Origin of the sequence: Kaustia mangrovi, from assembly GCF_015482775.1 — a bacterium.
Taxonomy (GTDB): domain Bacteria; phylum Pseudomonadota; class Alphaproteobacteria; order Rhizobiales; family Im1; genus Kaustia; species Kaustia mangrovi.
Genome location: NZ_CP058214.1, coordinates 3,937,236 through 3,961,220, shown reverse-complemented (window position 1 = coordinate 3,961,220; position 23,985 = coordinate 3,937,236). Strand labels below are relative to the sequence as shown.

Here is a 23,985-nt window from a genome sequence, read left to right as displayed (position 1 = left end):
GCCGACACAATAATTCCAGAGTGATCGTTGTGATAAATAAGACCGACCGGACCGAACCGCCCCGAAGGCCCCGTGGCCGGCCGCGGGAATTCGACCGCGGCGAGGCGCTCGCCCGGGCGCGCCAGACTTTCTGGCGGCTTGGCTATGAGGGCGCGTCCATTGCCGATTTGACGGCGGCGATGGGGATCACGCCGCAGAGCCTCTATGCCGCCTTCAAGTCGAAGGCGGAGCTCTATCGCGAGGCGCTTGCCGACTATCGCAAGACTGTCGGCGCCTTCGCCACGCGCGCGCTCGAGGAGGAGGACAATGCGGCGGACGCCTTCGACCGTCTCCTGCGGGAGGCCGCGCACGAATATTGCCGGGAGGGCCAGCCCCGGGGCTGCATGATCTCCACCGCGACACTCGCCTGCGCGGCTGAGAACAGGCCGGTCGCCACCCATGTCGCCGGCCTCAGGGCGGACGCCATTGCGGCCCTCGAGGCGCGTCTCGCGCGCGGCGTCGCGGAAGGCGACCTGCGCGCCGACACGGATGCCGCAGCGCTCGCGCGCTTCGTCGGCGCCATTATCCAGGGCATGTCCGTTCAGGCTCAGGACGGGGCGAGCGAGGAGGCGCTTGCCGCCATCGCCGGGATCGCCCGCGCCGAGATCGCCCGCCACAGGGCCTGAAGGCCGGATATTCCCCCGCTCATCCCGGCGAAAACCGGGATCTCATGCAGAAGACGTCCGAGATCCCGGCTTTCGCCGGGATGAGCGGAGTGTTTCGGCTTGGGCGCAGGCTGCCCCGGCCCCATCGCTTGCCGCGAGGGGTGAGAGAATCCTCACGTCTCCGGCTGCTTCTCCATGACGGCGAGGAAGAAGCCGTCCGTGCCGTGGTCGGCCGGGGTGAGGAGAAGCGTCTCCTCGCTGCCATCCGCAGAGGCTGGCGGCTCGCCGCCCACGGCCTGCGCCCACAACCCGGTCCACGGCACGAGGCGGAAGGACGGGTCGGCCTTCAGGAAGGCCGAGACCCGGTCGCCATTCTCCTCCGGCAGGACGGAACAGGTGACATAGGCGATCCGGCCGCCGGGGCGCACCAGCCGGCAGGCCTCCTGCAGCACGGCCTGCTGTTCCGCCAGGCGGCGCTCGACGGCGCGCGGCGTGAGGCGCCACTTGGCGTCCGGCCGGCGGCGCCAGGCCCCCGTACCCGAGCACGGCGCGTCGACGAGGACGAGATCCATGCGCCCTTCGAGGCCCTCCAGCCGGTCCGTCTCGTGCGCGCCCAGCACCTGCGCATTGCGCACGCCGGCGCGCTGCAGCCGCTCGAAGATCGGCCGAAGCCGGGTCATGTTGGCGTCATAGGCGTAGATCTGGCCGTGATTGTCCATCTGCGCGGCCATGGCGAGCGTCTTGCCGCCGCCGCCCGCGCAGATGTCGGCAACCTGGAGGCCCGGCCCCGCGCCGGCCAGCAGGGACACGATCTGCGAGCCCTCGTCCTGCACCTCGTAATGGCCGCGCCCGTGGCCCGGCTCACGCTCCACATTGGGGCTGCGGCCGAAGCCGCCGGGCGGCGCGATGCGCACGCCGAGCGGCGACAGGGGCGTCGCCTGCGCGCCGAAGCGCTCCAGCGCGCGCAGGACCTTGTCGCGTGTCGCCTTGAGCGTGTTCACGCGCAGGTCGATGGGCGCGCGCCGGGCGAGCGCCCGCCCCTGTTCCGCCGCGCGGTCGCCGAACACGCGCTCGAAGGCCGGCTGCAGCCAGTCGGGATAGTCGCCCGCGATCCACGGCGCCTCCGCCGCAGGCGTTCCTGAAAGGCGCGCCCGCTCCGCCTCGCCCAGCGCCCCGGGGCCGTGCGGAACGGCGCACATGGCGTCGAGCGCGTCGGCGGTGAGGTCGAGCATGCCGGCGGCCGCGGCGAGCGCAAGCGCACGCGCACCGTCGTCGCCCATGCGCGCGGCAAGCGAATTGCGGTGGCGCAGCGCGTCGAAAACCAGATTGCCGATGGCCGCCCGGTCGCCGGCGCCCGCGAAGCGATGGGTGCGGCCCCAGTCCTTCAGCGCCTCCGAAGCCGGCCGGCGATTCCCGGCAATATCGTCCAGAACCTCGATTGCCGCCTGTATCCGTCCGCCTGGAGTCATAACGTCATGTTGTCCTTGATGAGATCAGCCCGCTCGTTCAAGGTGGCAGGCGCCCCGGTTATGGGCGCTTGTTTTGAACCTTTCAAGCCGTGGAAACGGCAAGAGGGCTTCCTGTGTCCCGCCGGGGGCAAGTTCAGGCGCCGTTTCACCGGAAACGGGACCGCCAATTCACGAAGGAAGGAGCGTTCCCCCCATGCGTTACACCCTCCCATCGCTCGTCGCTGCTTTCGCCATCGCCCTGCCCGCCCTCGCCAGCGCCGCCGACGACATGGCCAAGGGCGATCTCGTCGACGCCAAGGGCGAGACCATCGGCACGGTGACCCTTACCGACGGCCCGAACGGCGTGATCCTCGCCGTGGAGGCGACGGGGCTGCCGGCCGGCCCCCACGGCATCCATATCCACAGCGTGGGAACCTGCGAGGATGCCTCCGGAGGATTCAAGGCGTCCAAGGGCCACGTCAACCCCGGCGAGGCCGCGCACGGCCTGCTGAACCCGGACGGGCCCGATTCCGGCGACCTGCCCAATCTCATCGCCCATGAGGACGGCACCGCGACCGCGGAGTTCTTCTCCGACCGGATCGCGCTCTCCGATGTGGAAGGCCGGGCCAATCTCGCGGACGGGGACGGCTCGGCGGTCGTCATCCACGAGGCCCGGGACGACCAGATGAGCCAGCCCATCGGCGGGGCCGGCGCGCGCATCGCCTGCGCGGTGATCTCCGCCGGCATGTGACGGCCATCCGCAACCCCCGGCCGGGACGCAAGCGTGCGGGCCCGGTCGGGGCCGGCCGGTGCCACACGGGTGACACCGCGGCTGCGAGCCGCCATACTCGCCTCTCCTGTCCAGCCCAAACCGACCGGGGAGGTCATCATCCATGAGCCGATCTTTGCATGAACTGAGCGCGGTCGCCCTCGCCCAGCAATACCGCGCGGGCACGCTGTCGCCCGTGGAGGCCACGCAGGCCGTTCTCGACCGCATCGCCAAGTGCGAGGACAAGGTCAACGCCATGTACTTCGTCACGGCCGACGACGCGCTCGAGACCGCGAAGGCCGCGGAGGCGCGCTACCGCGCCGGCGAGCCGCTCGGTCCCATGGATGGCGTGCCGATCACGGTGAAGGACATCATCGCCTCCGCCGGCCACCCGACACCGTCGGGCACCAGTGCGGCGGACCTCGACAAGCTGGAGACCGACGACGCCCCGCCGACCGCGCGGGTGAAGGAGGCCGGCTGCGTGATCGTCGGCAAGACCACCATGCCCGATCTCGGCATGCTCTCCTCCGGTGTCTCGAGCCTCCACGGCACGACGCGCAACCCCTGGGACCTCTCGCGCAATACGGGCGGGTCGAGCTCCGGCGCCGGCGCTGCGCTCGCGGCGGGCTACGGCCCGCTCGCGCTCGGCACCGATATCGGCGGCTCCGTGCGCCTTCCGGCGGCGGCCTGCGGCGTGTTCGCGCACAAGCCGAGCCTCGGGCGAATCCCGATCTATCCGCCCTATTGGGGCCGCACGACGGGCCCGATGACGCGCACCGTGACCGATTCCATGCTGCTCATGAGCGCGCTCACCAAACCGGATGCGCGCGACTATATGTGCCTGCCGCCGGCCGACGACGACTATGCGGGCGCCGCGCCCATGCCGCTCAAGGGGCTGAAGATCGGCCTCGTCCGCAATATCGGCATCGGCCTTGAGCCGACCGACGAGATGCTCGGCGCCCTCGACGGCGCGGCCCGGGCCATGGAGGCCGCCGGCGCGATCGTGGAACCGGTGGACCCGTTCCTCACCCGCAGCATGCTCGACGGTCTCGACCTCCTGTTCCGGTCGCGCGCGCTCGGCGATCTGGAAAAGCGCGGGCCGGAAAAGGCCGCCAAGGTCCTGCCCTTCATCGCGGAATGGGCGCAAGGAGCCAAGGGCCGTACCGCGGTGGAGCTCGCCGAGGCCGTCAACCAGATCATGGCCATGCGCGACGCCGCCGTGTCGACCACGGAGCCCTACGACTTCCTGCTGCTGCCGACCTCGCCGATCCCGGCCTATGACGCCGACGAGCCCTGCCCCGGAAGCGATCCCGCCAAGCCCTTCGAGCACATCACCTACACGGCGGCCTTCAACCAGTCGGAACAGCCCGCGGCCTCGCTGAACTGGACCTACACCTCCGGCGGCCTGCCGCTCGGCATCCAGATCGTCGGCCATCGCTTCGACGATCTGGGCGTCCTCCGGCTCATGCTGTCGCTCGAGGAGATGCGGCCCGAACAGCGCCCGCTGCCGGAGCTCTAGGCGGCAGGGAAACGAGACGCCGCACAGGTCTGCCGGCGCCCCTATTTCCGAAGGGTGCCGGCGACCGTCTCGATCTCGTTGGTCCACACGCCGCCCGCATAGCCGTCCGGAATGCGTGCGATATCCTCCGCCGTGTCGATGCCGGTGGAGAAGCCGCCGCCGCCATAGGGGCCGAGCAGGAACACGCTGCTGCCGACGGACCGCATGCGGCCCACGAGCCGGTCAGGCCACCCCCACAGCCACGGCGCGATATTGACCGGCAGCGGAACGACCCTGTTCCGGCAGGCCTCCGGCACCAGCCCGGTCCAGCCATAGGCGACATAGCGGATGAGACAGTCCTTGATCGCGCTGCGCGAGACCGTCTTCACCTCGGGAAGCGCCCGATGGACCGCCTCCACCGGCTCTGTGCCCCCATAGACCATGAAATTGGCGCGGCGGTCCGGCGGCAGGGCTGCGAGCACCGCGGCAAGCCTTGCGCCCTCGTCGCGGTCGCGGCTCTTCACATTGATCAGGAAGCGCCGGTCCGGAAAGGCTGCGAGGACCTCCTCCAGCGATGGCATCGCCCCCACGCCCTTGCCGCGAAAGGGAAAGGTCTCGCCGCCGTCGGCGGTGTAGCCATATCCGATATCGAGCGCCTTGAGCTGCGCCATCGAGTGTTCGCGCGTGACGCCCGTGCCATCGGTGCGACAGTCGAGCGTCCAGTCGTGGAAGACGGCGAACTGCCCGTCCGTGGTAGGATGGATGTCGAACTCCACGATATCGGCGCCCGCCTCGAAGCTCGCTCGCATGGAGGCGATCGTGTTCTCCAGGTAATCGTGCGTCGGCGGCAGGATGCGCTCCGCCGTGCAGGTCTCGTAGTCGAGACCCTCCGTATGGTAGCGCTGGGCTATGCCGCGATGGGCGAGCAGGACGGGCTCCCCTGCCGGCCGCGAGGCCAGCAGGGTGGTGTTGTTGAGATAGACGAAGCCCGCAAGGAGCAGCACGAGGGCGAGACCGAGGCGCCACCACATCTCCGGCATGCCTCCCGGGTCAGGCCTGGCTCGGATAGTTCGGCGACTCGCGCGTGATGGTCACGTCGTGGACGTGGCTCTCGCGCATGCCGGCCGCGGAGATGCGGATGAACTGCGCGCGTTCCTGGAAGTCGGCGATGGAGGCCGAGCCCGTATAGCCCATGGCGGCGCGCAGGCCCCCGACGAGCTGGTGCAGCACGCTGCCGAGCGGGCCCTTGTAGGGCACCTGGCCCTCGATGCCCTCCGGCACGAGCTTCAGCGTGTCCTTCACCTCCTGCTGGAAGTAGCGGTCGGCGGAGCCGCGCGCCATGGCGCCGAGCGAGCCCATGCCGCGATAGGCCTTGTAGCTGCGGCCCTGATAGAGGAACACCTCGCCCGGGCTCTCGTCGGTGCCGGCCAGCAGCGAGCCCGCCATGGCGCAGTCGGCACCGGCGGCGATGGCCTTGGCGAGATCGCCGGAGAACTTGATGCCGCCATCCGCGATCACCGGCACGCCGGAGCCGCGCGCGCCGTCGGCGCAGTCCATGATGGCGGTGAGCTGCGGCACGCCGACGCCGGCAACCACCCGGGTGGTGCAGATCGAGCCGGGGCCGATGCCGACCTTCACCGCGTCGGCACCGACATCGATGAGCGCCTTGGTGGCATCCGCGGTCGCCACATTGCCGGCAATCACCTGGACCTTGTTGCTCAGTCGCTTGATGCGCCGGACCTGGTCGAGGACGTGATGGGAGTGGCCGTGCGCGGTGTCGACCACGATGAGGTCCACGCCCGCATCGACCAGATGCTCGGCCCGGTCGTAGCCCTTGTCGCCCACGCCGGTCGCCGCGGCGACACGCAGCCGGCCCTGCTCGTCCTTGGCGGCATTCGGGTGGCGGGCCGCCTTCTCCATGTCCTTGACCGTGATCAGGCCGACGCAGCGATAGTCGCCGTCCACGACCAGCAGCTTCTCGATCCGGTGCTTGTGGAGCAGCCGCTTGGCCTCCTCCCGGTCGACCGATTCGGAGACGGTGATGAGGTTGTCGCGCGTCATGAGCTCGCTCACCGGCTGGCGCGGATCGGTGGCGAAACGGACGTCGCGGTTGGTCAGGATGCCGACCAGCCGGCCCGCCCCGTTGCCGACATGCTCGGTGACCGGGATGCCGGAAATGCCGTGGCGCTCCATGACCGCCATGGCGTCGGCGAGCGTCGCGTCCGGGGCGATGGTGAGCGGGTTCACGACCATGCCCGATTCGAACTTCTTCACCTGGCGCACATGCTCGGCCTGTTCCTCCGGCGTCATGTTGCGATGGAGGACGCCGATGCCGCCGGCCTGCGCCATGGCGATGGCGAGCGGCGCCTCGGTGACGGTGTCCATGGCCGACGAGATGATCGGGATATTGAGCGTGATATCGCGGGTGAGCCGCGTGCGGATGTCGACATCGGCGGGCAGGACGGCCGATTCGGCCGGCTTGAGCAGAACGTCGTCGAAGGTGAGATAAATGGGAAGGGACGATGCGTCGACCGCGTTCGCCATGGTGCCAGCCTCCAATGTGAACGACTGACCGACCATCCCGGCAACGGCGCTTTTCGTGAACGCCAGCCGGGCCGGGCGACCAAACCGTCCGATGCCTACAGGTTGGCGAGCGTGTTTAACACCGCGTTGACGCCTTTGCAAAGCGATTCCGCAGCAACGAAACCGCAATGCGAAGAAACATGGCGCTTCAGGGCCATATCGCTCCGTTCCGGCCTGTCGTCGGTGGCCTCGATACGGACAGTCGCCTGCGATGGATGCAAGGGGGACGGTCCATGGATTCCCGCTTTCGCGGGAATGACGGTCGGGGGCGGTGGCAATGACGGTTGGGGCACAACGGGACTGGCGATCGGGGCGGGGCGAGATCGGTGGTCAGGGAGGTGAGACATGCCAGTGGCGATTGAAAGAGGAACGGGCGGCCAGACAGGACGAGGCCCCGCCGCTCAGCCTCGCCCCTGTCCCCTTGCCGTCACCCCTGCCCCTGTCACCCTGTCGTCACCCCCGTCCCTGTCACCCTGTCGTCACCCCCGCTGTAGCCGGACACATCAAATTGGAGTGTCGGACACTTGAATCTGTAGCCACTGCATCCTGTAGCCGCGCCGGGTTTCGAAGGTCAAGTGAGGGCCGCTCGATACTCCCTCGAGCGGCCCTTGAACGTTGTCGAGCCCTAGCCCTCCTCGCTGAGCCGTTCACACGCGATCCTGTAGTACGCCTCCTCCCGCTCGACGCCGACGAAGCGGCGGCCAGAGCGGAGTGTGGCCACGCCTGTCGAGGCGGAGCCGGCGAAGGGGTCGAGGACGATTCCCGGCGGGCAGGCTTTCACCAGCGCCTCCATGAGGGGGACGGGCTTGCCGGTCGTGTGGCGCTTGGGGCCGCCGGCGGTCACGGGGACGCGGAAGACGCCGGGATGCGTCGGGCCGGCCTTGTCGTGCCAGGGGCCCTTGGAGCCCCAGAGGATGAACTCCGCCTGCTGGCGGAAGCGGCCCTTCTGGGGGCGGACGGCCTCGGTCTTGTCCCAGGCGATGCAGCCGCGAAGGGTGAAGCCCGCAGCCTGGATTGCGGAGGACATGACGGCGAGCTGGCGCCAGTCGGTGAAGATCATGGCCGGCGCACCGGGCTTCAGCGTCCGGTGGGCGGCAGTGAGCCAGAGCGTGGACCACTGCATATAGCTGAACTGGTCGCGATTCTCGCCGGCGAACTCCGGATAGAGGCTAGGGCTGCTGAGATACTTCTTGTTGGCGCTGTCGGCCGTGCGGTCCTTCGTGTGGAGCCCGCCGGAGGAATAGGGCGGGTCGGTCACCAGGGCATCGAACTGGTCGGGCGACTGGTCGATCAGCCAGGCGATGGCGTCGGTGTTATGGAGCTGCCAGTGCATGCGTCCTTGTCTTTCTCAGGACGCTCCGGCTGGCGTTCGGGTTGAGGGCTCGTGGGCCTCAGGCTGTTGATCGTCCCGCAGCGCGGGCACTTGATCTCGACGACGCCAGCTATCGCTCGCTCCGCCGTCTTGCACAAGAGGCGGCGGCAAGATCCGCACCGGATACTGATACTCTCCATTAATGGGTCCTGGGATATATCCCCCACCGCCGTGGTCCACGGTGGCGGGATGGCCGCGAGGCGGCCGCTTGCGGTCATGGGAGCGCTTTCTCCCGGTTCGGGGCGTTGCCGCGCCCCGTCCCCCGTCGGCCGGGGGAATTCAGGTCTCCTTGCCGGCCTCCGCCTCGAAACGGGTCCGATACCCGTTCCCGTCGAGGACGTGCTCGGCACGGGTCACGGTCCACAGGCCGTCGAGGCCATCGCGGAAGCCGGCAAGCGCCACCTGGCGCTCGGCGACGATGGACGTCGCGCCGGGCATCTCCACCGACAGGCGGCCCTTCGCGGTGTCGAGCTCGCGGGCGCGGGCGTCCGCCGCGCGGCGGGCCTCCTCCTCGTCCGGGTAGACATGGGGCAGGATCATCTTCGGCTCGCCCTCGCCGACGATCACCGGCTCGCGGGAGACGCGGGCGCGGTCCTGCCAGTCGGCCTGGACGGCGCGGTGGGCCGGGCGGTCGCGCAAGGTGGCGCGCACCGTCGTCACGTCGCCCGGCCGCACGGTCAATGCGGGGATCGCCATGCCGGAGCCGGTGCGCCCGCTGCCCCGCGTCGTGACGACGAGCGCGCCGCCGGCGGGCTTGGCGATGGCGCCGTGGCGCCGCGCGAGACGGGTGACGAAATGGAGGTCGCTCTCCGCCGTCTGCGCGAAATACGGGATCGGCCGGTCCGCGATGGCGGGATCCACAGCGGCGGCGAGGCCGTGCTCGCCGGCAATCCTGCCGACGACGTCGCCAAGCGTCGTCTCCTCCCAATGACGGCTCTTCTGCTCCTTGAAGCTCTCGCGCATGTCGGCCGAGCGGCCGCGCACGCCGATGGTCCAGGGCGGGCCCTCGACCTCCACCTCGTCGACGGTATAGAGCCCCATATCGGCAAGCCCCGTCTCCAGATAGCCGAGCTGCACCCTGAGCCCCGCGCCGCGCCGGGGCAGCGCCACGCGGTGGCCGCGATCGTCGATCCGCAAGGCGACCTCGTCGGCCTCCATGCCGGGACTGTCGGTGACGGTGAGCTCCAGGAGCCGGTCGGCGATCGGCGCCGTCGCGTCGGTCCCGTCGGCGAACACGCGGAAGGCGGGCGTCATGCGCTCAATCGTCCGGCGCGGCCTGCTCGGGCACCATGCCGAGCGCGTGCATGTAGAGATCGAGGATCGTGTCCTCTTCCTCGCGCTCGGCGCGGTCCTTCTTCCTCAAGCCGATCACCTTGCGCATAATCTTGGTGTCGAAGCCGTGGGCCTTGGCCTCCGCATAGACCTCCTTGATGTCGGCGCCGATGGAGGTCTTCTCCTCCTCCAGCCGCTCGATGCGCTCCACGAAGCTGCGAAGCTGGCCGGCGGGCAGGCCGGACTGTCGATCGGGGTTCTGCATGGCTTTCGCTCCTTCGGTCGGATCCGCTCAATCCCACAGCCGCACCGTCTGGCGGACGGGCGGCGACGGCACGATCTCGGGCAGCTCGACCGGTGTGCCGATGGGCAGCACGGGGTCGAGGCGGGCGAGCGCGGGATTGAGCTCCAGGATCTCCTCCACCGCCGTGGTCGTGCCCATCTCGCGCCAGGCGATGAGGTCTATCGTGTCGCCCTCGCGGGATCTCGCCATCATCGGTAAAGCCTCCACACGCTGGAGGAGCCCTTGCCGTCCTCGCCATAGGCGCGGACCTCCAGCCGGAACTCAAGTCGGCGCGCGCCGCCCCGCTCGTCGAAATGCGAGCCGGTGTGCTCCGCGCGCACGATGACGAAGCGGCCGAAGACGCGGCCCGTGCCGGAGACGAGCATCATCGCCTCGCCGTCCGTTGCCAGCTCGCGCATCCGGTCGACGGTGTCGGCCGAGCCGATCTGGCCGGGATAGACGGTGCCGTTGAGCTCGATGGTGTCCGCGCCCGGCCCGACGAACTGGAGCGCCGGCGCGCGGCCGATGCGCTCCTGGGCGGGCCAGCGGGCCTCCGCCTTGCGGGCGAGCTCCTCATAGGCCGTCTTCGCCACCTCGAAGCGCAGCGGCCCGAGCCCCATGAGCACGCCGGCCATTTACGGCGCCCCCTGATAGGCCGGGCCGAAGGCGCCGCCGTCGTGCAGCGCGCCGGAGGCCCGGCGCGTGCCGTCCTCCGCCCCGCGCGCCACCGCGTTGCCGATGGCCTGCGGCGAGGCATCGGTCCGGGCGTTGACGGTGATGTTGTTGGAGATCGCAACGTCCTGGTTGACCGTGCGGCTCTGGTCGACCTCCTGGGCGACGTCCTCGAGCATCTTGCGCTTCGGGGCCTCGCCATCTGCCAGGCCGAGCCGCGCCTTGAGGCTGTCGGCGACCTCCACGAGGCTCGACCAGGCGCGCCCGAAGGCGGTGTCGTCGAGGGCGTTCTCGGCGGCCTTGAAGCGCGCGGCGGAGGCCTCGGAGGCCTTGAGCCGCTCGTCCACGCTGCGCGTGAGATCGTCCACCATGGCCGAGCCGAGCGCGAGGGCGCCGCCGACCTTGAGGGCGTTGCGGACGTTCAAAAGCCCTTTGAAGCGGCCGAGAAGGGTGCCGGTCTTCCGGCTTAGCGGGCCGACTTCGGCCGCCGCCGTCTTGGCGCCCTTGGCGAGGCCCGAGAAAAAGCCGCCGAAGCCGGCCCGGCCGAGGCGAGCCAACGCCCCCGCGCCGCGCCCGATACCGCGCAGAACACTGCCGAGCAGCCTGGCGCCCGGCACGAAGCCGAAGGCCATCTTCATGACGGCGATAAAGCCGGCGATGCCTACTGCGACCGAGCCGATCTTGGCTGTCAGAGAGGCCACCCAGCCGGCGAACAACGACAGCCTACCTATCCATTTGGCCGCGTCGGGCTCGCTTTCGATCAAGGCGTTTACCCGGTCCAGCCAGCCGGCAAGTCGGTCCTTCATGGAGGCAACATCGGGGTTGACGGCATCGCCTATGGAACGCTGGAGCCGTTCGGTCGCATTCGCCAATCGGTTAGTGGACGCCGCCGCATTGTCCACCTGGCGGACATAGTCTTCGTCGATCACGCCGCGCGCGGCCATAGCCTCGTCGCGGATCCGGCGATACTCCTCCATGTTGGCGAGCATGGGCACCAGGAATTCCCGCACCTGCTTGTCCTGGAAGATCTCTCCGACACGGAACATGTCGCCGCCGGTCACCTCCTGGATCACCTCGAGCATGTGCTCGATCGGCGAGATTCCGCGCTCGGCCGCCTTGGCCAGCTCTTTCTCCAGATCGACGCCGAAGTCGGCGAAGTTCTTGACCGTGAGCGGCGCGGTGAGCTTGTTCATGAAGTTCTGCATGTTGTTCGCCGCGATGTCGGGGGAGCCCGCCCCCTTCAATGCCACCTGAAGCGCGGCGGAGATGTCCGCCACCGCACCGACGCCACGCATCTTGAGCCCGGCCGCGGCGGCGGTGAGCATGGGGAACTCCTTCGCCATGTTCTTGAGTTCGAAGCCTCCGCGCTGGCCGGCGAGATGCATGGCGTCGAGCGCGGCAGTGAGATCCTCCACCGGCACCTTGAGGTTGGAGAGCACCGCGAAGGATCCCGCCGCCATCTCCTCCACGCGCGCCTTGGTGGCCGTCGCGCCCTTGCCCACGGCCTCGAGCGCGCCGAGCGCCTGATCGGGCTCGAGCCCCTTGGCGACCAGCACTTCGAGCGCTTCGAGAAGCTCGCCGGCGGAGCGGTTGGTGGCGGGGCCGAGCGCGTCGAGCCGGTCCTCGATGGTCTTGAGCGAGGCGCCGTAGATGCCAGCGGTGTTGCCGAAGGCGATCAACCGGTCCTCGAAGCTCTCGCTCGCCGCCATGGGCTTGCGCATGGCGCGCATGATGGCGTCGCCCGTCTGCTGCATGGGCCCGAGGGCAAGCGACGACATGCCAAGCGCGCCCAACGTGCCTTGCAGCTTCTCGAAGCGCGTGCTGATGCGGTCGGCGAAGGTGTCCACTTCGCGACCGGCACTGCCCGCCGATTGTCCGAAGCTCCGGAAGCGGTCGCCCAGGCGGCCGAGCGCGCCGCCCAATGCCCGCGCAGGTTGCTTGAACCGGTCAATCAGGCGTACAGTGACGCCAACGTCGAAATTGGCCATGGGGGCTGTCCGCTATGATTAGATTTCTGCTCGTCCTGTTTCTCGGAGGATTTGGCCTCACGTTCGCCCAGAGCTATCTGGCACTGCCCGAAGTTGTGATGGACGTGATTATCTGGGTGTCCGTTATCGCCGGCGTCCTCATTCCTTTTGTCCTGATCTCCCGGCTCATCGACCGGATCATGAAATCCGCCGGCGACGCCATCGAGGAGCGGGACGAGCGCCTCGCCCGCAAGATCGCGGCCGAGATGAAAAAGGGCGACGGGGAAGAGGCTAAAGCCTGAGCCTGGCTTTCAGCGTCGCCCGCTCCATCGCGCGCCCGTGCCAGGCGACCAGTTCGTCGGCCGGCATGGCCTCGACCTCCCACAGCGACCAGGCGAAGACCGCGCAGATATCCGCGATCAACTCGTCGACGTCCTCGCCGGGGCACTGTCGAAAAAACCCGAGACGCGCTCCACGAGCGCCAGCACGTCCTCGCCGTCGAGCTCGTCGATGACCGCCAGCTCGAGCCCGCTCATATCGGCCACCAGCTTCACCAGGAAATCGGTGTCCTCCAGCCGGCGCACATTGCCGATAGCGCGGATATCCTTGCCAGTCGGCCGGCGCAGCGTGACAGTCGAGATCGTCCGCCCGCGCGAAACCTCCTTCGGGTGAAGCAGCGTGTACTCGATGGGCGCCATAATCCCTCCTAGAGCCCCAGCGCGCGGCGCATGGCCACAAGCTGGTCGGTGCCGTTGATGGTGCGGATGCCGGCGAGCAGGTCGATCTCGTGGATCAGCTCGTCGCCGATGGTGAGCTTGTAGTAGCGTAAGGAGATCATGCCCTTCAGAAGCGCCCGCTCGCCCGGCTTCCAGTCGCCGGGATCGGCCTCGCGCAGACGGCCGCGCATGTTGATCTCCGCAGAGCGGTCCTCGCCGTCCTCGCCGACGAGATGCCCCCGCGCGGTGAAGGGCTTGACGACGCCCGGCGCCAGGCCCCACAGGCCCAGCACGCGCGGGTCGTAGTCGGCGATCTCCAGGCCCGCCTCGAGCTTCTCCAGCCCGAGCGCCATGTCGATCGGCCCGTCCATGCCGCCGCCGCGATGCTCCTCCACCTTTTCGGTGAGCTTGGGCAGGGTGATGGTGGTGACCGCCCCGTGAAGGCCGATGCCGTCGACGAACAGGGTGCAGTTGCGCAGAACGTAATCGAGCATGCGTCAGCTCCTCTAGGCCGCCAGGTCGCGGACGATCTCCTCGATCGCGGCGGTGTAGTATTCGGGGTTGCGGTGGACGCGGAAGGTCAGCCGCTCGATGGGCGCCACGGGCTCGATGTCGAAATCGATGGCGAGCTTGCCCTGGACGAGGTCGGACTGCTGATTGAAATCGGGATTGAGCCAGGCCGCGCCGCCGACGATGGCGCCCTCCACGATCAGCGTGCGCAGATAGGCGTTCACGCTCTCCACGATCTCGCGGACGAGCTGCTGCGAGAACGGCCGGTCGAGCGCCCACAGATGCGAGGCCTCGATCTCGTCCATGATCATGTCGGCCGTGCGCCGCACCGACAGGAAGGCCCAGAGCGGATCGGAGCCGGTCGAGCGCAGCCCGAAGAACCGGAAGCCGTCCTTGCGGATGATCGTCGTGATCTCGTTCTCGTTGAGCAGATTGTGCTCGGAGTTGGCATCGCCGATCGAGAAGGCGATGGGCCGCGTCGCACCGACGATGCCGTTGACCGGCCGGTTCGACAGCGGCCACCAGAAACCGTGCTTGTTATCCACCCAAGCCTGGACGCCGGCAGCGTATGCGGAAGCCGGCCGGGTGACGTTGGTGTCGTTGCCAGTATCCCACACCAGCGGGTGCGGATCGAACAGCATGAGCCGGTCGGAGCCGTAATCGCCGCGCGCGGAGATCGCGGCCGCGTTGGTCGTGTTCGGCCCGTCCGCGAAGACCCAGCCGCGAAGCTGGCTGGCGATGCCGGTGAGTGCGGCCGTCACCGGGTTGGCGGTCGTGCCGAGCACGGCGGTCGCCGTCGCGTCCGCCCCGCCGCCGCCGGTGAAGGTCACGGTCGGCGCGGCCGCATAGCCAAGGCCCGGCTGGGTGACGAGCACGGCCGTGACCGCGCCGTTCTCGATGACGGCGGTGGCCTCCGCCGCCACGGTCGGTGCGCCGTCGAGCTCGACGGTCGGCGCCTCGGTGTAGTCCGTGCCACCGGCCGTCACGTCGATGCGCTGAATACCCGTCGCCGGCCGGTCGGACGTGAAGCCCGGCGCGATCAGGATGCGCGGCTTGTAGCCCGTCACCTGCTCGGCGGTCATGAGCGCGTAAGCGCCCGTCTTGGCCAGCGGGTCGCCGATGACATTGGAGAGCGTCTCTTCGGCTGTGCCCCCCTCCTCGACGCGGACCACGACGACGATGGCGCCGATCTGCGCATAGATCGCGGCCATGGCGTCGCCGAGCGTGCCGGACTGCCCGAGCAGCGCGGCGGTGCGCGTATTGCCGGCCACTACGACCGGCGTGTTGATCGGAAAGGCCGCCGCGTCGGCGTCGGGCGCGGTGCCGACGAGCCCGATGACGGACGAGCGGGCGCGGCGCACAGGCCGCAGGCCGTCGCTGATCTCGATCGCCCGGACGCCGTGCAGATATTCGGTGGTCATGCGCTTGATCTCCGTGAGGCCGCCGGCTACGCTCCGGCAATTCCCCTAGAGATGTCGCAATCTGGATGCGCTGCGGTGCCCCCGACAGGTGTCGGGGAGTGCGGCGAAGGCGCCTCTCTTGCCCGCCGCCATAAACGAAAGGCCACCGGTTGCCCGATGGCCTTTCTCCTGTTCCAGACAACCGGGGGCGGTATTCGCCTAGAACAGGTAGTTCACGCCCACGCGGAAGGTGTGGGTCTTCAGCTTGGCATCGCCGCTGACCTCGGGCGGTTCCTCGATGCCGCCGCCGAAGAAGCTGAACTTCTCCTTGCCGAAGTCGGTGTAGAGATATTCTGCCTTCAGGCTGATATTGTCGGTGAAAGCGTGTTCGACGCCGCCGCCGACGGTCCAGCCGAAATAGGAGTTCTTGTCCTTGTCGCTGTCAATACCTCGCGCGAGGTCGACCTTCAGCTCAAGATCGGTGAAGGCCATACCGCCGGTCACATAGAACAGCGTGCGGTCCATCGCCCAGCCGAGACGGCCGCGGATCGTCGCCATCCAGTCCATCTGGGCTTCCATCCGGTCTGCGGGGGTGAGCACGAAGGGATAGATCGTGTCGTCGACGTCCCCGAGGCTCACATCGCCCTCGATGCCCAGCACGATGCTGTCGAACTGGAAATTGTAGCCCGCCTGGATGCCGCCCATGATCCCGTTCGGGTCCATGGAGTCGGCATTGGTGGAGGGGCCGGCAGAAGCGCGCACATCGGTGAAAACGGGGGTCGGGGTATTGGTGCCGAGATTGTCGTCTATGTCCCCGTCAACCACGCCGGCATGAACACCGACATAGGGGCCGGCCCAGGACCAGACGGGAGCCGGCGGAGGCGGTGCCGGAACATAGAGGTCTGCGGCCTGCGCGCCGGTGGTCACGAACGCACCCACCGCCGCGGCGGCTGCACTTGTCAACAGTAGCTTCTTCATGGGATCCCCGTATGCTGCCCCTCTCGTTACCAGGCCAGATTTTACCGATCTCGTTCGAAAAACGAAGTACCGATGGGCAATTCTTCCCATCTGTGGCAATTGCGCTACAGGGCCGGTGCGCCGGGATTGCGTCAGGAGATTGCCGCCCACACGGCCCAAGCGGCCGCAACCGGCACGAACGCCTCCGCCTGCTTCTCCGCGCTCCACTCCCGCCAGAATGCCCAGCCCTTCCGCACGTCATTGTCGGCATAGCGCGCCTGCCACTGGGTCAGCTCGCGCAGGAAGAACCAGGAGGACACGATGGCCGGGCCCCAGGCGGTGAGCGTGCCAAACGCCAGCTCGGCCAGGCCGATCGCGACGGTGAGGACAGCGGCAGCGGCGGCATGAAGGAGCGCATCCCGTCCTATGGCTCGGATCCAGGCAGGCATGGGCTCAGGCTCCAGGCGCGAAGGAAGCGGCGCACATGGTGCACGGCGAGTCGAAGGTCCAGCTCGCTTCGGCCACGTGATCGACAAGATCGCTTCCGGTGTCGTTGACGACCAGGGCGGCCGACCAGACGAAGGATCCCGGATCGACCCGGCGGGCGATTTCGGGCGCGCCGGTCCAGGCCAGTGTCGAGTCCCTGTCGTTTCCGATGCCGACCGACCAGAGACCGATGCCGCCGGCGGGGATAGTGATCGCCAGGCTCGGCGTGTGATCGGACGAGAAGCGCAGCCGGTCGCTGTCGGCGGCGACATCGGAGGACAGCCCGTAGAAAACTCCGACGCCGACAGCCGCTCCGCGCTGCGGGTTGTGCAGCGTGTAGGCAATGTCGGCCGTGCGGCCCGTGGGCACGATTCGCGAGGCGATGGCGGTTGGCGCCCTTTCGGTGGAGGAAATGCCGTCATTGCGCGTCGCCGCCACGCCGCCGATGAAGGCGTCCTCGATCCAGGAGTTACTCCCCGATTGGCCCTCGCTCGAATAGCGCGACGACATGAGCAGCGAGATGACGAGCCGGTCGGCCTGCGGCTTGCCGATCGGCATTGCCGGAAACAGCATGGAAGCCTGGTTGGCCGCATTGGTCTGCATATCGTCGCCGATATAGAGGAAGCCCGAGAGCCGGGGCGTGGCGAGCGTGTAGTAAGGCGCGAGCACCGTCATGCGAGGCCGTCCCCGATCTTTGTGAGCACGATCGCGCCGCCGGCGGTGAGCAGCCAGGAATAGAGCGTGGTCTCGCCGTCCGCGCTCGCCGGCGGGTCGACGGACTCGCCATCGGCCTGCTTGTAGATGGCATCGAAGGCCGGGACGAAGGCGCCGCCCGACATCGCGATCTCCAGAATGCCGGCGCCCGAGGCCGTGCCGGCGGCGGGCAGGTTGGCCGGCGCCTCGAGCAGGTTGCCGTCCGCGCCGAGTAGCCAGTACCAGTGCTGGCCGCCATTCATGTCCGGCGTGACGCTGGCGCCGTCGGCGAGCGGCTGCACGCCGCCGAACTGCACCGCCGACCACAGGCCCGGCGAGGCGAGGCTGCCCTTGGCGTCGAGCGCGGTCTGGAGGCCCGTCACGCCGGCGATCGCATGGGTGTGCGAGAGGGGCGCGAAGGAGTTCCCGAGCGCGGCCGATGTGAGATAGGCCGGCATGCGCGCCTCGGCGAAGGTGCCGGAGACGATATGAGCGGCGTCGAGGCTCGCCGGGATCCACTGGCCGGCGGAACGCATCAGCACCTGGTTGTTCGCCGCACCCGCCACGTCGACGTCGGAGAGGCCGTCCAGAGTGAAGGTCGCGCCGGCATCCATCTTGCCGTCGAGCGCGCCCTGGAGGCCGGCAATGTCGCCGATGGCGTGGCCATGCCCCACATCCGCCTTGCCGGCGAGCGAGGCGAGGATCGCCGCCACGTCGGTGTCGATGGCCGACAGCGCGGCGACGAGCCGGAGGACATCGTCCTCCAGGTCATTGGCGCCATCGGGCAGAAGATAGTCTTGCGCGGGCGTCCTGTTGTCGATGATGGCCATGGGCACCGCCTCCTCTAGATCGAGACCGCGCGCAGGTCGGCGACCGCGGGCCGGGCGGCCGGCCCGCCGGTCAGCGTCAGCCGCAGCCGGCCCTCCTGCGCGCTATGGGGGTTGAGCTCGTATTCCCTCTCCGTCCATCCGTCCTCGATGAGCGTCGAGCCGCCGGAGGGGACCGCCTGCCAGTTGCCGTCGCCGGCATCGACCTCGACCGTGAGGCCGGAGCCCGCCGGCAGGAGCGCCTTGAGGTAAGAGGCGAGCCGGATGCCGGTGCCCATCGCGAAGGCGCGGGAGACGTAGGAGCCCTCGGTGCGGATCTTGCCGGCGACCAGGAGCACGCCCGGATAGAGGATGGGCGAGATGGTCGCCGTGCCGGTGAGCACGGCGCGCAGGGCGACCGTCTCGGTGATGTATTGGTCGAGCTCCCAGACCTGGCCGGGCTCGAGCCGGGTGACCGAGCCGTCGGCGCGCTCGATCTCGAACTGCATGCGCGCCTCCGCCGTCGGCAGCTCCACGGTCGCGCGCGCCATGAGGTCGGAGGCGTCGACGAGATCGTGCTGGCCGAGATCGACCACCTTGGTGGCGGGGGCGAAGGCAGCGGCGACGAGGCGGAAGGTGACGTCCTCGGCCTGATGCGGCGTCCAGGTGCGGGCGTTGGACGACGACAGCATGACGCCGACGCTGTAGGGCTGGGCGGAGACCCACTCCTGAGCCTCCGCGTCGAAGTCGCCCACCCGGCCGATGGCGATGGAATGGTCGGCATCGTCGGTCTTCACGACAAACGCATACTCCCGGTCCGCCGGCAGGAAGACGGGCAGCGGGAAGCGGATCGCCGTCCACTGGTCGAGCACCACGGTGGCCATGTTCACGAAGGCCTCGGCGATCACTTCCGTGGTCGGGATGCCGTTCTCCACGGTGACGAGCTGGACGAGCACGCCGTTTGCCGTGTCGCCGATCAGGCAGAATTTGAGATCCACGCCGGCGACATGGCGCGGCTCGGGCAGGATGAAGGTCTGCGCGATCGGGTCCGCGCCGGCTCCGCCGCCGCCCGTCTCGCCGGACATGGACCGGCGCGTGGAGCGGCTCGGCTGGCTGCGCCTGGTCGTGGTGACGCGCCTCATGACGTCGATCTCGACGACGCCCTGGCCGACGAATGCGGCCTCGGCGAAGGCCCCGCCGGCACCCTCCGCGCGCACGAGCTTCTGGCCGGCCGTCACATTCGCGGGGATCGCAAAGCTGCCGGCAATCTCGCCTTGCGCATCGGCGGCAAGCGGACCGGCGGGGGTGACGTCGATGCCGTCGAAGGTGAGGCTGTCGAGCTCCTCGCCAGGGCCGAAGCCGGAGATCTGGAAACCGACGTCGATCTCGCGCAGGAACTCGAGCAGCTCCTCGCGCTCGTCGACCAGCTCGTCGCGCGTCGTCGTGCGGGTCCGCGAGCCGGAGCCGAACTGGCGCGAGACCGGCGACGTCCATTCGGTCTCGTGCTCGACCCAGAAGTCGGCTGCCGGATCGAGCGCCAGGCCGGCCGGCAGCGGCGTGAAATTGGCGTAAGGATTGATCTTCTGGCACGCGGTCGCGAGCTCCTGGGCGATCACGACCTCTTCCGTCCAGTCGAGCGTGACGGGGGCGGCGAGTGGCGGCGCATAGAAGGTCGGGTCGACGGCGAGCTGCATGGCGCCGGAAAAGACGGCCGCGGACTGCGCCTCGCCGGCATCGCGGTAGCGGTCGGAGGTGAAGGGATCGACGAAGACGCCCTTCTTGGCCACCGGTTCGCGCGAGTCGATGTCGCGGCGCAGGCGCTCCAGCGCGATCAGGTCGAGCGCGTCGACGAGACGGTTGAGATAACGCCAGAGCACGTCGTAATGCACTGAGCGCACGCCGGTATTGGCGACCGCCGGCTTGCCCCGCCAGCCATTGGAGATCTCCGCCAGCGGCAGGAGCGTGACCGGCGCGACGGGGGCGGTCGGCCGCGAGCGCGCGGAAACGCCCTTGAGATAGACCGCGTTGCCATCCTGGTCGAGGCAGAGGAGATCCACGCGCGGCAGCTTCCACTCGTAGGAGACGAGCACGGTCGCGCCCGTCACGCCGCCGGAGAGCGTGACCGTGTCGTCGTCGAAAGTGTCGGGCACCACCGCGTCGAGATAGCGATAGGTCACGTCGTAGCTCGAGCCGGGCGCCGGCTCGTCGCCGCCGGCCGACCAGTCGACTCGGTCGGCATTGAGGGTGTAGTCGGCACCCTCCGCATAGGTGGTTCCCCCTTGCGTCACCGAGACGATCTCCGTGACGGAGGTGTTGCCGAGCTCGTCGCTCGCGCCGGAGACCGCGCCGTGCACGACGCTCTCCGTCACCTCTTTCGTGACGATGGCATTGAGGATAGAGGCGACGGGCGTGTGCGAGAGCGGAATGGTCACGGTGCCCGAGCCGCCATCGGCAAAAGTGTGGGGCTCGGCATCGACCACGCCGGCGTCGAACGCCTCCGGCTCGGCATGCCTCAAGGCGACGTGCCGCGTCCGCTTGAACCCCATGATGTTCGCGACGCCCTCGGAGATCGCGAAGATCCGGTCCCCGCCCACCTTGCCGAGCGCCGTCACCCGGCAGCCCTCCACGATATAGTTGCCGTTGGCGTCGCGGTCATATTGCGCGATGGCCGCATTGACGCCGGAGAGGTTGGGCGGCGGCGTCTGGTCGATGGCAACGCCGTCGCGCAGCAGATAGACGCCGTAAAGCTCGCCGGCGAGCCCGTCGCCCTCGAAGCCCCAGACGACGCTCTCCACCTCGCGCGCCGCGCCCGGCTCGCCCTCCGCGTCCGTGCCGGGCGCGAGCCCCGTCAGTTCGGGATCCTCCACCTCGGTGACGACGCTCACCCGGTAGCGCACGCCGATGCGGACATCGCCCGCCATGGGGACGCCGGCGAGCACCGCCTCGGAGACGGCGCGCACATCGCCGCGCAGATAGACGCGGCCGGCAGTGAGCGTCACTATTCCGGCTTGCGCGTCGACGACGATCTCCGCGCCCTCCACCCGGTCGCCGTCGCGCCCGATCAGATTGCCGATGCGTTGCCCTCGCGCCTCGGCGATGGACTGGAGCTCGTTGAGCTCGGCCGCCTGGCCGAGCCGGTTCTCGCGGAAGACCAGCCGGGCATGGTGGGGCCGCTCGGCAATGCGGTCATAGGCGTCGGAAAGTCCGGAGCGGTGCTCGTGGGCCATTGGGGTCAGCTCCTCAGGATGAATCGGATGCGCTCGCGCACGGTCTCCCCGAGCGCGATGGCGATCGGGGTCTCGGCGACGAGGCCGGTGGGCGTGGAGAGCTCGCCGGGGCCGGCCCAGAGAAGGCCCGGCCGGGCGGGATCGACGGGTGCGGCATCGAAGGCGAGCGCGACGGCCGCGACGGTCGACCCGGCGCCATCTCCGAAGCCGGTCAGCGCCTCCACATAGACGGCCTTGCCCTCCGCGTCCGGCGACCAGCGCACCCCGTCGACCTCGTAAGCGCCGGCCGCTTCGAGCGAGACGGCATGGACGGCGCGCGCCCGGCGATAGCCGATCACCTGGTCGTTGCCGTCGATCAGCGCCACATAGATGTCGCGGGCGGCCAGATTGGCGGCGATGGCGCGCCGGCGGGCCTCCTCGCCGCTGTCGGTCCAGGCGATGCCGGGTGTTGTCCACGGGAACGGCCCCCAGGAGAGGCTCGCCCCGCCGGTCGGCTCGATCCAGGCGCCGACCGCCTCGAGCTCGCCTTGCGTCAGCGTGCGGTCCACATCGTGAGTGCGCTCGAAGGACCATTTGGGGCCGCCCTCGCGGAGGCGCACGCCGGAGAAGGACGCCCAGCGCGCACCGCTCCAGCGCTGCCAGCTCCAGTCCAGCGGCCGGACGTCATAGCCGTGAAACCCGCGCCAGAAGCGCGAGCGCAGCGGCGGGGAGAGCGTGGCGATGCCCTCGATGCGGTCAAGGTCGGGGTCTTCCGTATCGCGTACCCGGTCGAGCCGGAGCTGGAAGCGGCTCCAGGCGCGCCGCCGGGTCGGCCATTCCTCGATATCGCCCGCATAGCCGATCCAGCCGAGCCCCATGGCAAGGGCCGCGGGCGTTCCCCGGATCCGCTGCCAGTCGATCCCCTCGCGGATCAGGTCGTAGAGATTGGGGACGTAGGGCGTGAGCTCACCGAGCCCGTACTCGTAGACCAGCCAGGGCAGCCAGCTCGGCGGCGGCGCGACGAGCTTCGCCCCACGCATGGCGTCGATGGCCGGGGTGAGCTCGGGCGCCGGGTCGAAGGTGAGCGAGAAGGCCTTGTCGAGCTCCGTGGCATTGGGCGGCAGGAGGTGCGCACTCATCGGCCCCTCCGCTCAATGGGGCACAAGGCACCGGCCCGCTCCTTTGGGTGGCCGGGTGGGGGAGCGGGCCGGTGCCGTTCTAGACGCAAGAGAGCCATCAATAATCCCGCCCGGCATTGTTGAGAGTGATGGTGCCGAAACGCGCGGCCTCGAAGGGCGGCAGAACGACATTCTCGGCCGGCGCACGGATCTCGACACGGTGAACGCCGGAGACCATGAGCCGGGCGGTGAGCCACGAGCGCGTCATGTCGAAGCCGAGGCCGCTCTCGGCGGCCCAGGCCTCGCGCAAGGTCTCCTCCAGCACGTCGAAGACGGAGTTGGGCGTCTCCGGCAGGAGCCAGATATCGGCCTCGACATCGACCGTCGTGGTGACGGCCGAGCGCACCGCGATCGTGTCGTTGACCATGCGCACCGCCGGGTCGTTCAGCGCCACGCGCACCGCCTCCAGAAGCGCGGCGTCCGCCATGCCGCCATTGTCGGTCGCGAAGACGGCGACCCGGACGACGGGCGAGAGATCGTCGCGCCAGGCGATGGCGTCGGCGACGCGGATATCGGCCCCGAGCGCGACGGAGCGGTAGCGCGGCGCGGTGCCGCCGGGCGAGCGCCCGGCAATGGCGAGCACGGTGCGCCGCCTGAGCGCCTCGTCGCTCTCAGCCGCCAGACGCACCACGTCGTAGAAGGCGGCGAGATGGTCGAGATCGGAGCCGCCGGCGAAGGCGAGCATGTTGGCGCGCACCGCATCGTTGACGCGGGCGCGCAGCAGGAGCTCGCGATAGGCGACCGCCTCGATCAGATAGCGGGCCGGCTCGCTTTCCAGATCGATGAGCCCCTCCACATCCGGGAAGCGCGCGAGCAGGTCGGCGCGGATCGCGGCGAGCAGCGTCTCGTAGTCCAGCTCGTCGACGATCTGCGGGGGATCGAGGTTCTCCAGATCCGTGAATGTGATGCCGGTCACAGGCTCATCTCCGCGCGTGCCTCGCTTGCCCGCGTGAAGTCGCCGAGATGGCCGCGCGGGAAATATGTGCCGGAGACCGCGATATCGAGCCGCCCGTCCGGCCCGCCGGCGACGTCGATGCTCTCCGCCCGGAAGCGCGGCTCCCACCGGTCGATGGCGTCGGCGGCCGCGACCATCACGTCGACCACGGTCGCGGCGTTGAGCGGCCGGTCGAGCAGCGCGGGCACGTCGGAGCCGAACTCCCGGCGCATGACGCGCGTGGCCTTGGGCGTGGTGAGGATCACGCCGATGGACTGGACGACATGGTCGAAGCCATCCGTCGCGCTCCCCGTCTCGCGATCGAGGCCGGGCATGGGATCAGCTCCGGGACGTCTTGGCGGCGGGCTTGGCGGCGGGCTTCGCCTGGCGCTCGGGCTCCGGCGGGGCCTTGGCCGCGGTCTTCTCGGCCGGCTTTTTCGCGGGGGCCTTGACCGGGGCGAGCGCCCAATAGGGCAGATATTTGCGCTCCTGCGGGGTGAGCGCGACCTTGTCGCCCGGCTCGTGCCACTTGCCGGCGATCCAGACGCCGTCGACGATCTTGTAAAGCTCTTTCGAAGCCACTTCGAAACC

At 69.2% G+C, this 23,985-nt stretch carries 27 protein-coding genes; 4 read left to right on the top strand and 23 right to left on the bottom strand.

Features of this window, described 5'->3' with window-relative positions; all coding sequences use genetic code 11:
* The first annotated feature begins 20 nt into the window (after positions 1-20).
* Positions 21-665: a TetR/AcrR family transcriptional regulator gene (locus tag HW532_RS18700; RefSeq protein ID WP_213161913.1), complete on the top strand. Its 645-nt coding sequence runs from the start codon at positions 21-23 to the stop codon at positions 663-665.
* A 152-nt stretch (positions 666-817) separates the two neighbouring features.
* On the opposite strand, the gene HW532_RS18695 is transcribed toward HW532_RS18700, so the two are convergent.
* Positions 818-2,113 (bottom strand): RsmB/NOP family class I SAM-dependent RNA methyltransferase, encoded by a 1,296-nt coding sequence (locus HW532_RS18695; RefSeq protein ID WP_213161912.1) that lies wholly within the window; start codon positions 2,111-2,113, stop codon positions 818-820.
* Positions 2,114-2,306: 193 nt separating this feature from the next.
* Between HW532_RS18695 and HW532_RS18690 the strand changes: the two genes are divergently transcribed.
* On the top strand, positions 2,307-2,843 hold the full coding sequence (locus HW532_RS18690; protein ID WP_213161911.1) for a superoxide dismutase family protein: 537 nt from the start codon (positions 2,307-2,309) through the stop codon (positions 2,841-2,843).
* Positions 2,844-2,985: 142 nt separating this feature from the next.
* On the top strand, positions 2,986-4,380 hold the full coding sequence (locus tag HW532_RS18685) for an amidase (protein ID WP_213161910.1): 1,395 nt from the start codon (positions 2,986-2,988) through the stop codon (positions 4,378-4,380).
* 41 nt (positions 4,381-4,421) lie between these two features.
* On the opposite strand, the gene HW532_RS18680 is transcribed toward HW532_RS18685, so the two are convergent.
* From HW532_RS18680 to HW532_RS18640, 9 genes are all read right to left on the bottom strand, one after another.
* Positions 4,422-5,390, bottom strand: a complete 969-nt coding sequence (locus HW532_RS18680; RefSeq protein WP_213161909.1) for a glycerophosphodiester phosphodiesterase family protein — start codon at positions 5,388-5,390, stop codon at positions 4,422-4,424.
* 19 nt (positions 5,391-5,409) lie between these two features.
* The gene (gene guaB, locus HW532_RS18675; protein ID WP_213161908.1) at positions 5,410-6,903 is read right to left on the bottom strand and encodes an IMP dehydrogenase; all 1,494 of its coding nucleotides are present in this window, start codon (positions 6,901-6,903) and stop codon (positions 5,410-5,412) included.
* Positions 6,904-7,567: 664 nt separating this feature from the next.
* On the bottom strand, positions 7,568-8,275 hold the full coding sequence (locus HW532_RS18670) for a DNA-methyltransferase (protein ID WP_213161907.1): 708 nt from the start codon (positions 8,273-8,275) through the stop codon (positions 7,568-7,570).
* Positions 8,233-8,454: a Com family DNA-binding transcriptional regulator gene (locus HW532_RS22565; RefSeq protein ID WP_425491962.1), complete on the bottom strand. Its 222-nt coding sequence runs from the start codon at positions 8,452-8,454 to the stop codon at positions 8,233-8,235. Before HW532_RS22565 ends, HW532_RS18670 begins: the two co-directional genes overlap by 43 nt.
* Positions 8,455-8,593: 139 nt before the next feature.
* Entirely contained in the window at positions 8,594-9,568 is a 975-nt protein-coding gene (locus HW532_RS18660) for a phage late control D family protein (RefSeq protein ID WP_213161905.1), read from the bottom strand.
* A gap of 4 nt (positions 9,569-9,572) precedes the next feature.
* Complete coding sequence (locus HW532_RS18655; protein ID WP_213161904.1) at positions 9,573-9,851, bottom strand: DUF2312 domain-containing protein; 279 nt, start codon at positions 9,849-9,851, stop codon at positions 9,573-9,575.
* 27 nt (positions 9,852-9,878) lie between these two features.
* Positions 9,879-10,082, bottom strand: a complete 204-nt coding sequence (locus tag HW532_RS18650; RefSeq protein WP_246479300.1) for a tail protein X — start codon at positions 10,080-10,082, stop codon at positions 9,879-9,881.
* Positions 10,079-10,504, bottom strand: coding sequence for a phage tail protein (locus HW532_RS18645; protein WP_213161903.1), 426 nt, complete (start codon positions 10,502-10,504; stop codon positions 10,079-10,081). Before HW532_RS18645 ends, HW532_RS18650 begins: the two co-directional genes overlap by 4 nt.
* On the bottom strand, positions 10,505-12,529 hold the full coding sequence (locus HW532_RS18640) for a phage tail tape measure protein (protein ID WP_213161902.1): 2,025 nt from the start codon (positions 12,527-12,529) through the stop codon (positions 10,505-10,507).
* Positions 12,530-12,543: 14 nt separating this feature from the next.
* Here HW532_RS18640 and HW532_RS18635 point away from each other — a divergent pair, with 14 nt between their 5' ends.
* Positions 12,544-12,810, top strand: a complete 267-nt coding sequence (locus tag HW532_RS18635; RefSeq protein ID WP_213161901.1) for a hypothetical protein — start codon at positions 12,544-12,546, stop codon at positions 12,808-12,810.
* Here the strand turns inward: HW532_RS18635 and HW532_RS18630 are convergent.
* The 13 genes from HW532_RS18630 to HW532_RS18570 all read right to left on the bottom strand — a co-directional run bounded on the left by HW532_RS18630 (position 12,800) and on the right by HW532_RS18570 (position 23,976).
* On the bottom strand, positions 12,800-12,931 hold the full coding sequence (locus HW532_RS18630) for a GpE family phage tail protein (RefSeq protein ID WP_213161900.1): 132 nt from the start codon (positions 12,929-12,931) through the stop codon (positions 12,800-12,802). The two genes, HW532_RS18635 and HW532_RS18630, sit on opposite strands and share 11 nt — an antisense overlap.
* A complete protein-coding gene (locus HW532_RS18625) occupies positions 12,928-13,206 on the bottom strand; it encodes a phage tail assembly protein (protein ID WP_213161899.1) in 279 nt (92 codons plus the stop codon). The genes HW532_RS18630 and HW532_RS18625 overlap by 4 nt, the downstream gene beginning before the upstream one ends.
* An 8-nt stretch (positions 13,207-13,214) precedes the next feature.
* Positions 13,215-13,718 carry a phage major tail tube protein gene (locus tag HW532_RS18620; protein ID WP_213161898.1) on the bottom strand — a complete coding sequence of 168 codons (504 nt, stop codon included), beginning with the start codon at positions 13,716-13,718 and terminating at the stop codon, positions 13,215-13,217.
* Positions 13,719-13,730: 12 nt separating this feature from the next.
* Complete coding sequence (locus HW532_RS18615) at positions 13,731-15,155, bottom strand: phage tail sheath C-terminal domain-containing protein (protein ID WP_213161897.1); 1,425 nt, start codon at positions 15,153-15,155, stop codon at positions 13,731-13,733.
* Between the two features lie 198 nt (positions 15,156-15,353).
* The gene (locus HW532_RS18610; protein WP_213161896.1) at positions 15,354-16,097 is read right to left on the bottom strand and encodes an outer membrane protein; all 744 of its coding nucleotides are present in this window, start codon (positions 16,095-16,097) and stop codon (positions 15,354-15,356) included.
* Between the two features lie 146 nt (positions 16,098-16,243).
* Complete coding sequence (locus HW532_RS18605) at positions 16,244-16,540, bottom strand: hypothetical protein (RefSeq protein ID WP_213161895.1); 297 nt, start codon at positions 16,538-16,540, stop codon at positions 16,244-16,246.
* Positions 16,541-16,544: 4 nt separating this feature from the next.
* On the bottom strand, positions 16,545-17,252 hold the full coding sequence (locus HW532_RS18600; RefSeq protein ID WP_213161894.1) for a hypothetical protein: 708 nt from the start codon (positions 17,250-17,252) through the stop codon (positions 16,545-16,547).
* Positions 17,249-18,100, bottom strand: a complete 852-nt coding sequence (locus HW532_RS18595) for a phage tail fiber repeat family protein (protein ID WP_213161893.1) — start codon at positions 18,098-18,100, stop codon at positions 17,249-17,251. Before HW532_RS18595 ends, HW532_RS18600 begins: the two co-directional genes overlap by 4 nt.
* Positions 18,101-18,114: 14 nt before the next feature.
* The gene (locus HW532_RS18590; RefSeq protein WP_213161892.1) at positions 18,115-21,303 is read right to left on the bottom strand and encodes a DUF4815 domain-containing protein; all 3,189 of its coding nucleotides are present in this window, start codon (positions 21,301-21,303) and stop codon (positions 18,115-18,117) included.
* 5 nt (positions 21,304-21,308) lie between these two features.
* Positions 21,309-22,421 (bottom strand): phage tail protein, encoded by a 1,113-nt coding sequence (locus HW532_RS18585; protein WP_213161891.1) that lies wholly within the window; start codon positions 22,419-22,421, stop codon positions 21,309-21,311.
* A gap of 97 nt (positions 22,422-22,518) precedes the next feature.
* Positions 22,519-23,376, bottom strand: a complete 858-nt coding sequence (locus tag HW532_RS18580; RefSeq protein WP_213161890.1) for a baseplate assembly protein — start codon at positions 23,374-23,376, stop codon at positions 22,519-22,521.
* Positions 23,373-23,729 carry a GPW/gp25 family protein gene (locus HW532_RS18575; protein ID WP_213161889.1) on the bottom strand — a complete coding sequence of 119 codons (357 nt, stop codon included), beginning with the start codon at positions 23,727-23,729 and terminating at the stop codon, positions 23,373-23,375. Before HW532_RS18575 ends, HW532_RS18580 begins: the two co-directional genes overlap by 4 nt.
* Before the next feature lie 4 nt (positions 23,730-23,733).
* Positions 23,734-23,976, bottom strand: a complete 243-nt coding sequence (locus tag HW532_RS18570; RefSeq protein WP_213161888.1) for a hypothetical protein — start codon at positions 23,974-23,976, stop codon at positions 23,734-23,736.
* Between the last annotated feature and the right edge of the window lie 9 nt (positions 23,977-23,985).

Coding starts and splice junctions, on each gene's coding strand:
- HW532_RS18650 (WP_246479300.1), bottom strand. CDS start 10,082: ATGATGGCGAGATCCCGCGAGGGCGACACGATAGACCTCATCGCCTGG.
- HW532_RS18600 (WP_213161894.1), bottom strand. CDS start 17,252: ATGACGGTGCTCGCGCCTTACTACACGCTCGCCACGCCCCGGCTCTCG.
- HW532_RS18685 (WP_213161910.1), top strand. CDS start 2,986: ATGAGCCGATCTTTGCATGAACTGAGCGCGGTCGCCCTCGCCCAGCAA.
- HW532_RS18690 (WP_213161911.1), top strand. CDS start 2,307: ATGCGTTACACCCTCCCATCGCTCGTCGCTGCTTTCGCCATCGCCCTG.
- HW532_RS18595 (WP_213161893.1), bottom strand. CDS start 18,100: ATGGCCATCATCGACAACAGGACGCCCGCGCAAGACTATCTTCTGCCC.
- HW532_RS18660 (WP_213161905.1), bottom strand. CDS start 9,568: ATGACGCCCGCCTTCCGCGTGTTCGCCGACGGGACCGACGCGACGGCG.
- HW532_RS18620 (WP_213161898.1), bottom strand. CDS start 13,718: ATGCTCGATTACGTTCTGCGCAACTGCACCCTGTTCGTCGACGGCATC.
- guaB (WP_213161908.1), bottom strand. CDS start 6,903: ATGGCGAACGCGGTCGACGCATCGTCCCTTCCCATTTATCTCACCTTC.
- HW532_RS18680 (WP_213161909.1), bottom strand. CDS start 5,390: ATGTGGTGGCGCCTCGGTCTCGCCCTCGTGCTGCTCCTTGCGGGCTTC.
- HW532_RS18575 (WP_213161889.1), bottom strand. CDS start 23,729: ATGCCCGGCCTCGATCGCGAGACGGGGAGCGCGACGGATGGCTTCGAC.
- HW532_RS18645 (WP_213161903.1), bottom strand. CDS start 10,504: ATGGCCGGCGTGCTCATGGGGCTCGGGCCGCTGCGCTTCGAGGTGGCG.
- HW532_RS18635 (WP_213161901.1), top strand. CDS start 12,544: ATGATTAGATTTCTGCTCGTCCTGTTTCTCGGAGGATTTGGCCTCACG.
- HW532_RS18640 (WP_213161902.1), bottom strand. CDS start 12,529: ATGGCCAATTTCGACGTTGGCGTCACTGTACGCCTGATTGACCGGTTC.
- HW532_RS18615 (WP_213161897.1), bottom strand. CDS start 15,155: ATGACCACCGAATATCTGCACGGCGTCCGGGCGATCGAGATCAGCGAC.
- HW532_RS18625 (WP_213161899.1), bottom strand. CDS start 13,206: ATGGCGCCCATCGAGTACACGCTGCTTCACCCGAAGGAGGTTTCGCGC.
- HW532_RS18605 (WP_213161895.1), bottom strand. CDS start 16,540: ATGCCTGCCTGGATCCGAGCCATAGGACGGGATGCGCTCCTTCATGCC.
- HW532_RS22565 (WP_425491962.1), bottom strand. CDS start 8,454: ATGGAGAGTATCAGTATCCGGTGCGGATCTTGCCGCCGCCTCTTGTGC.
- HW532_RS18695 (WP_213161912.1), bottom strand. CDS start 2,113: ATGACTCCAGGCGGACGGATACAGGCGGCAATCGAGGTTCTGGACGAT.
- HW532_RS18585 (WP_213161891.1), bottom strand. CDS start 22,421: ATGAGTGCGCACCTCCTGCCGCCCAATGCCACGGAGCTCGACAAGGCC.
- HW532_RS18590 (WP_213161892.1), bottom strand. CDS start 21,303: ATGGCCCACGAGCACCGCTCCGGACTTTCCGACGCCTATGACCGCATT.
- HW532_RS18655 (WP_213161904.1), bottom strand. CDS start 9,851: ATGCAGAACCCCGATCGACAGTCCGGCCTGCCCGCCGGCCAGCTTCGC.
- HW532_RS18670 (WP_213161907.1), bottom strand. CDS start 8,275: ATGCACTGGCAGCTCCATAACACCGACGCCATCGCCTGGCTGATCGAC.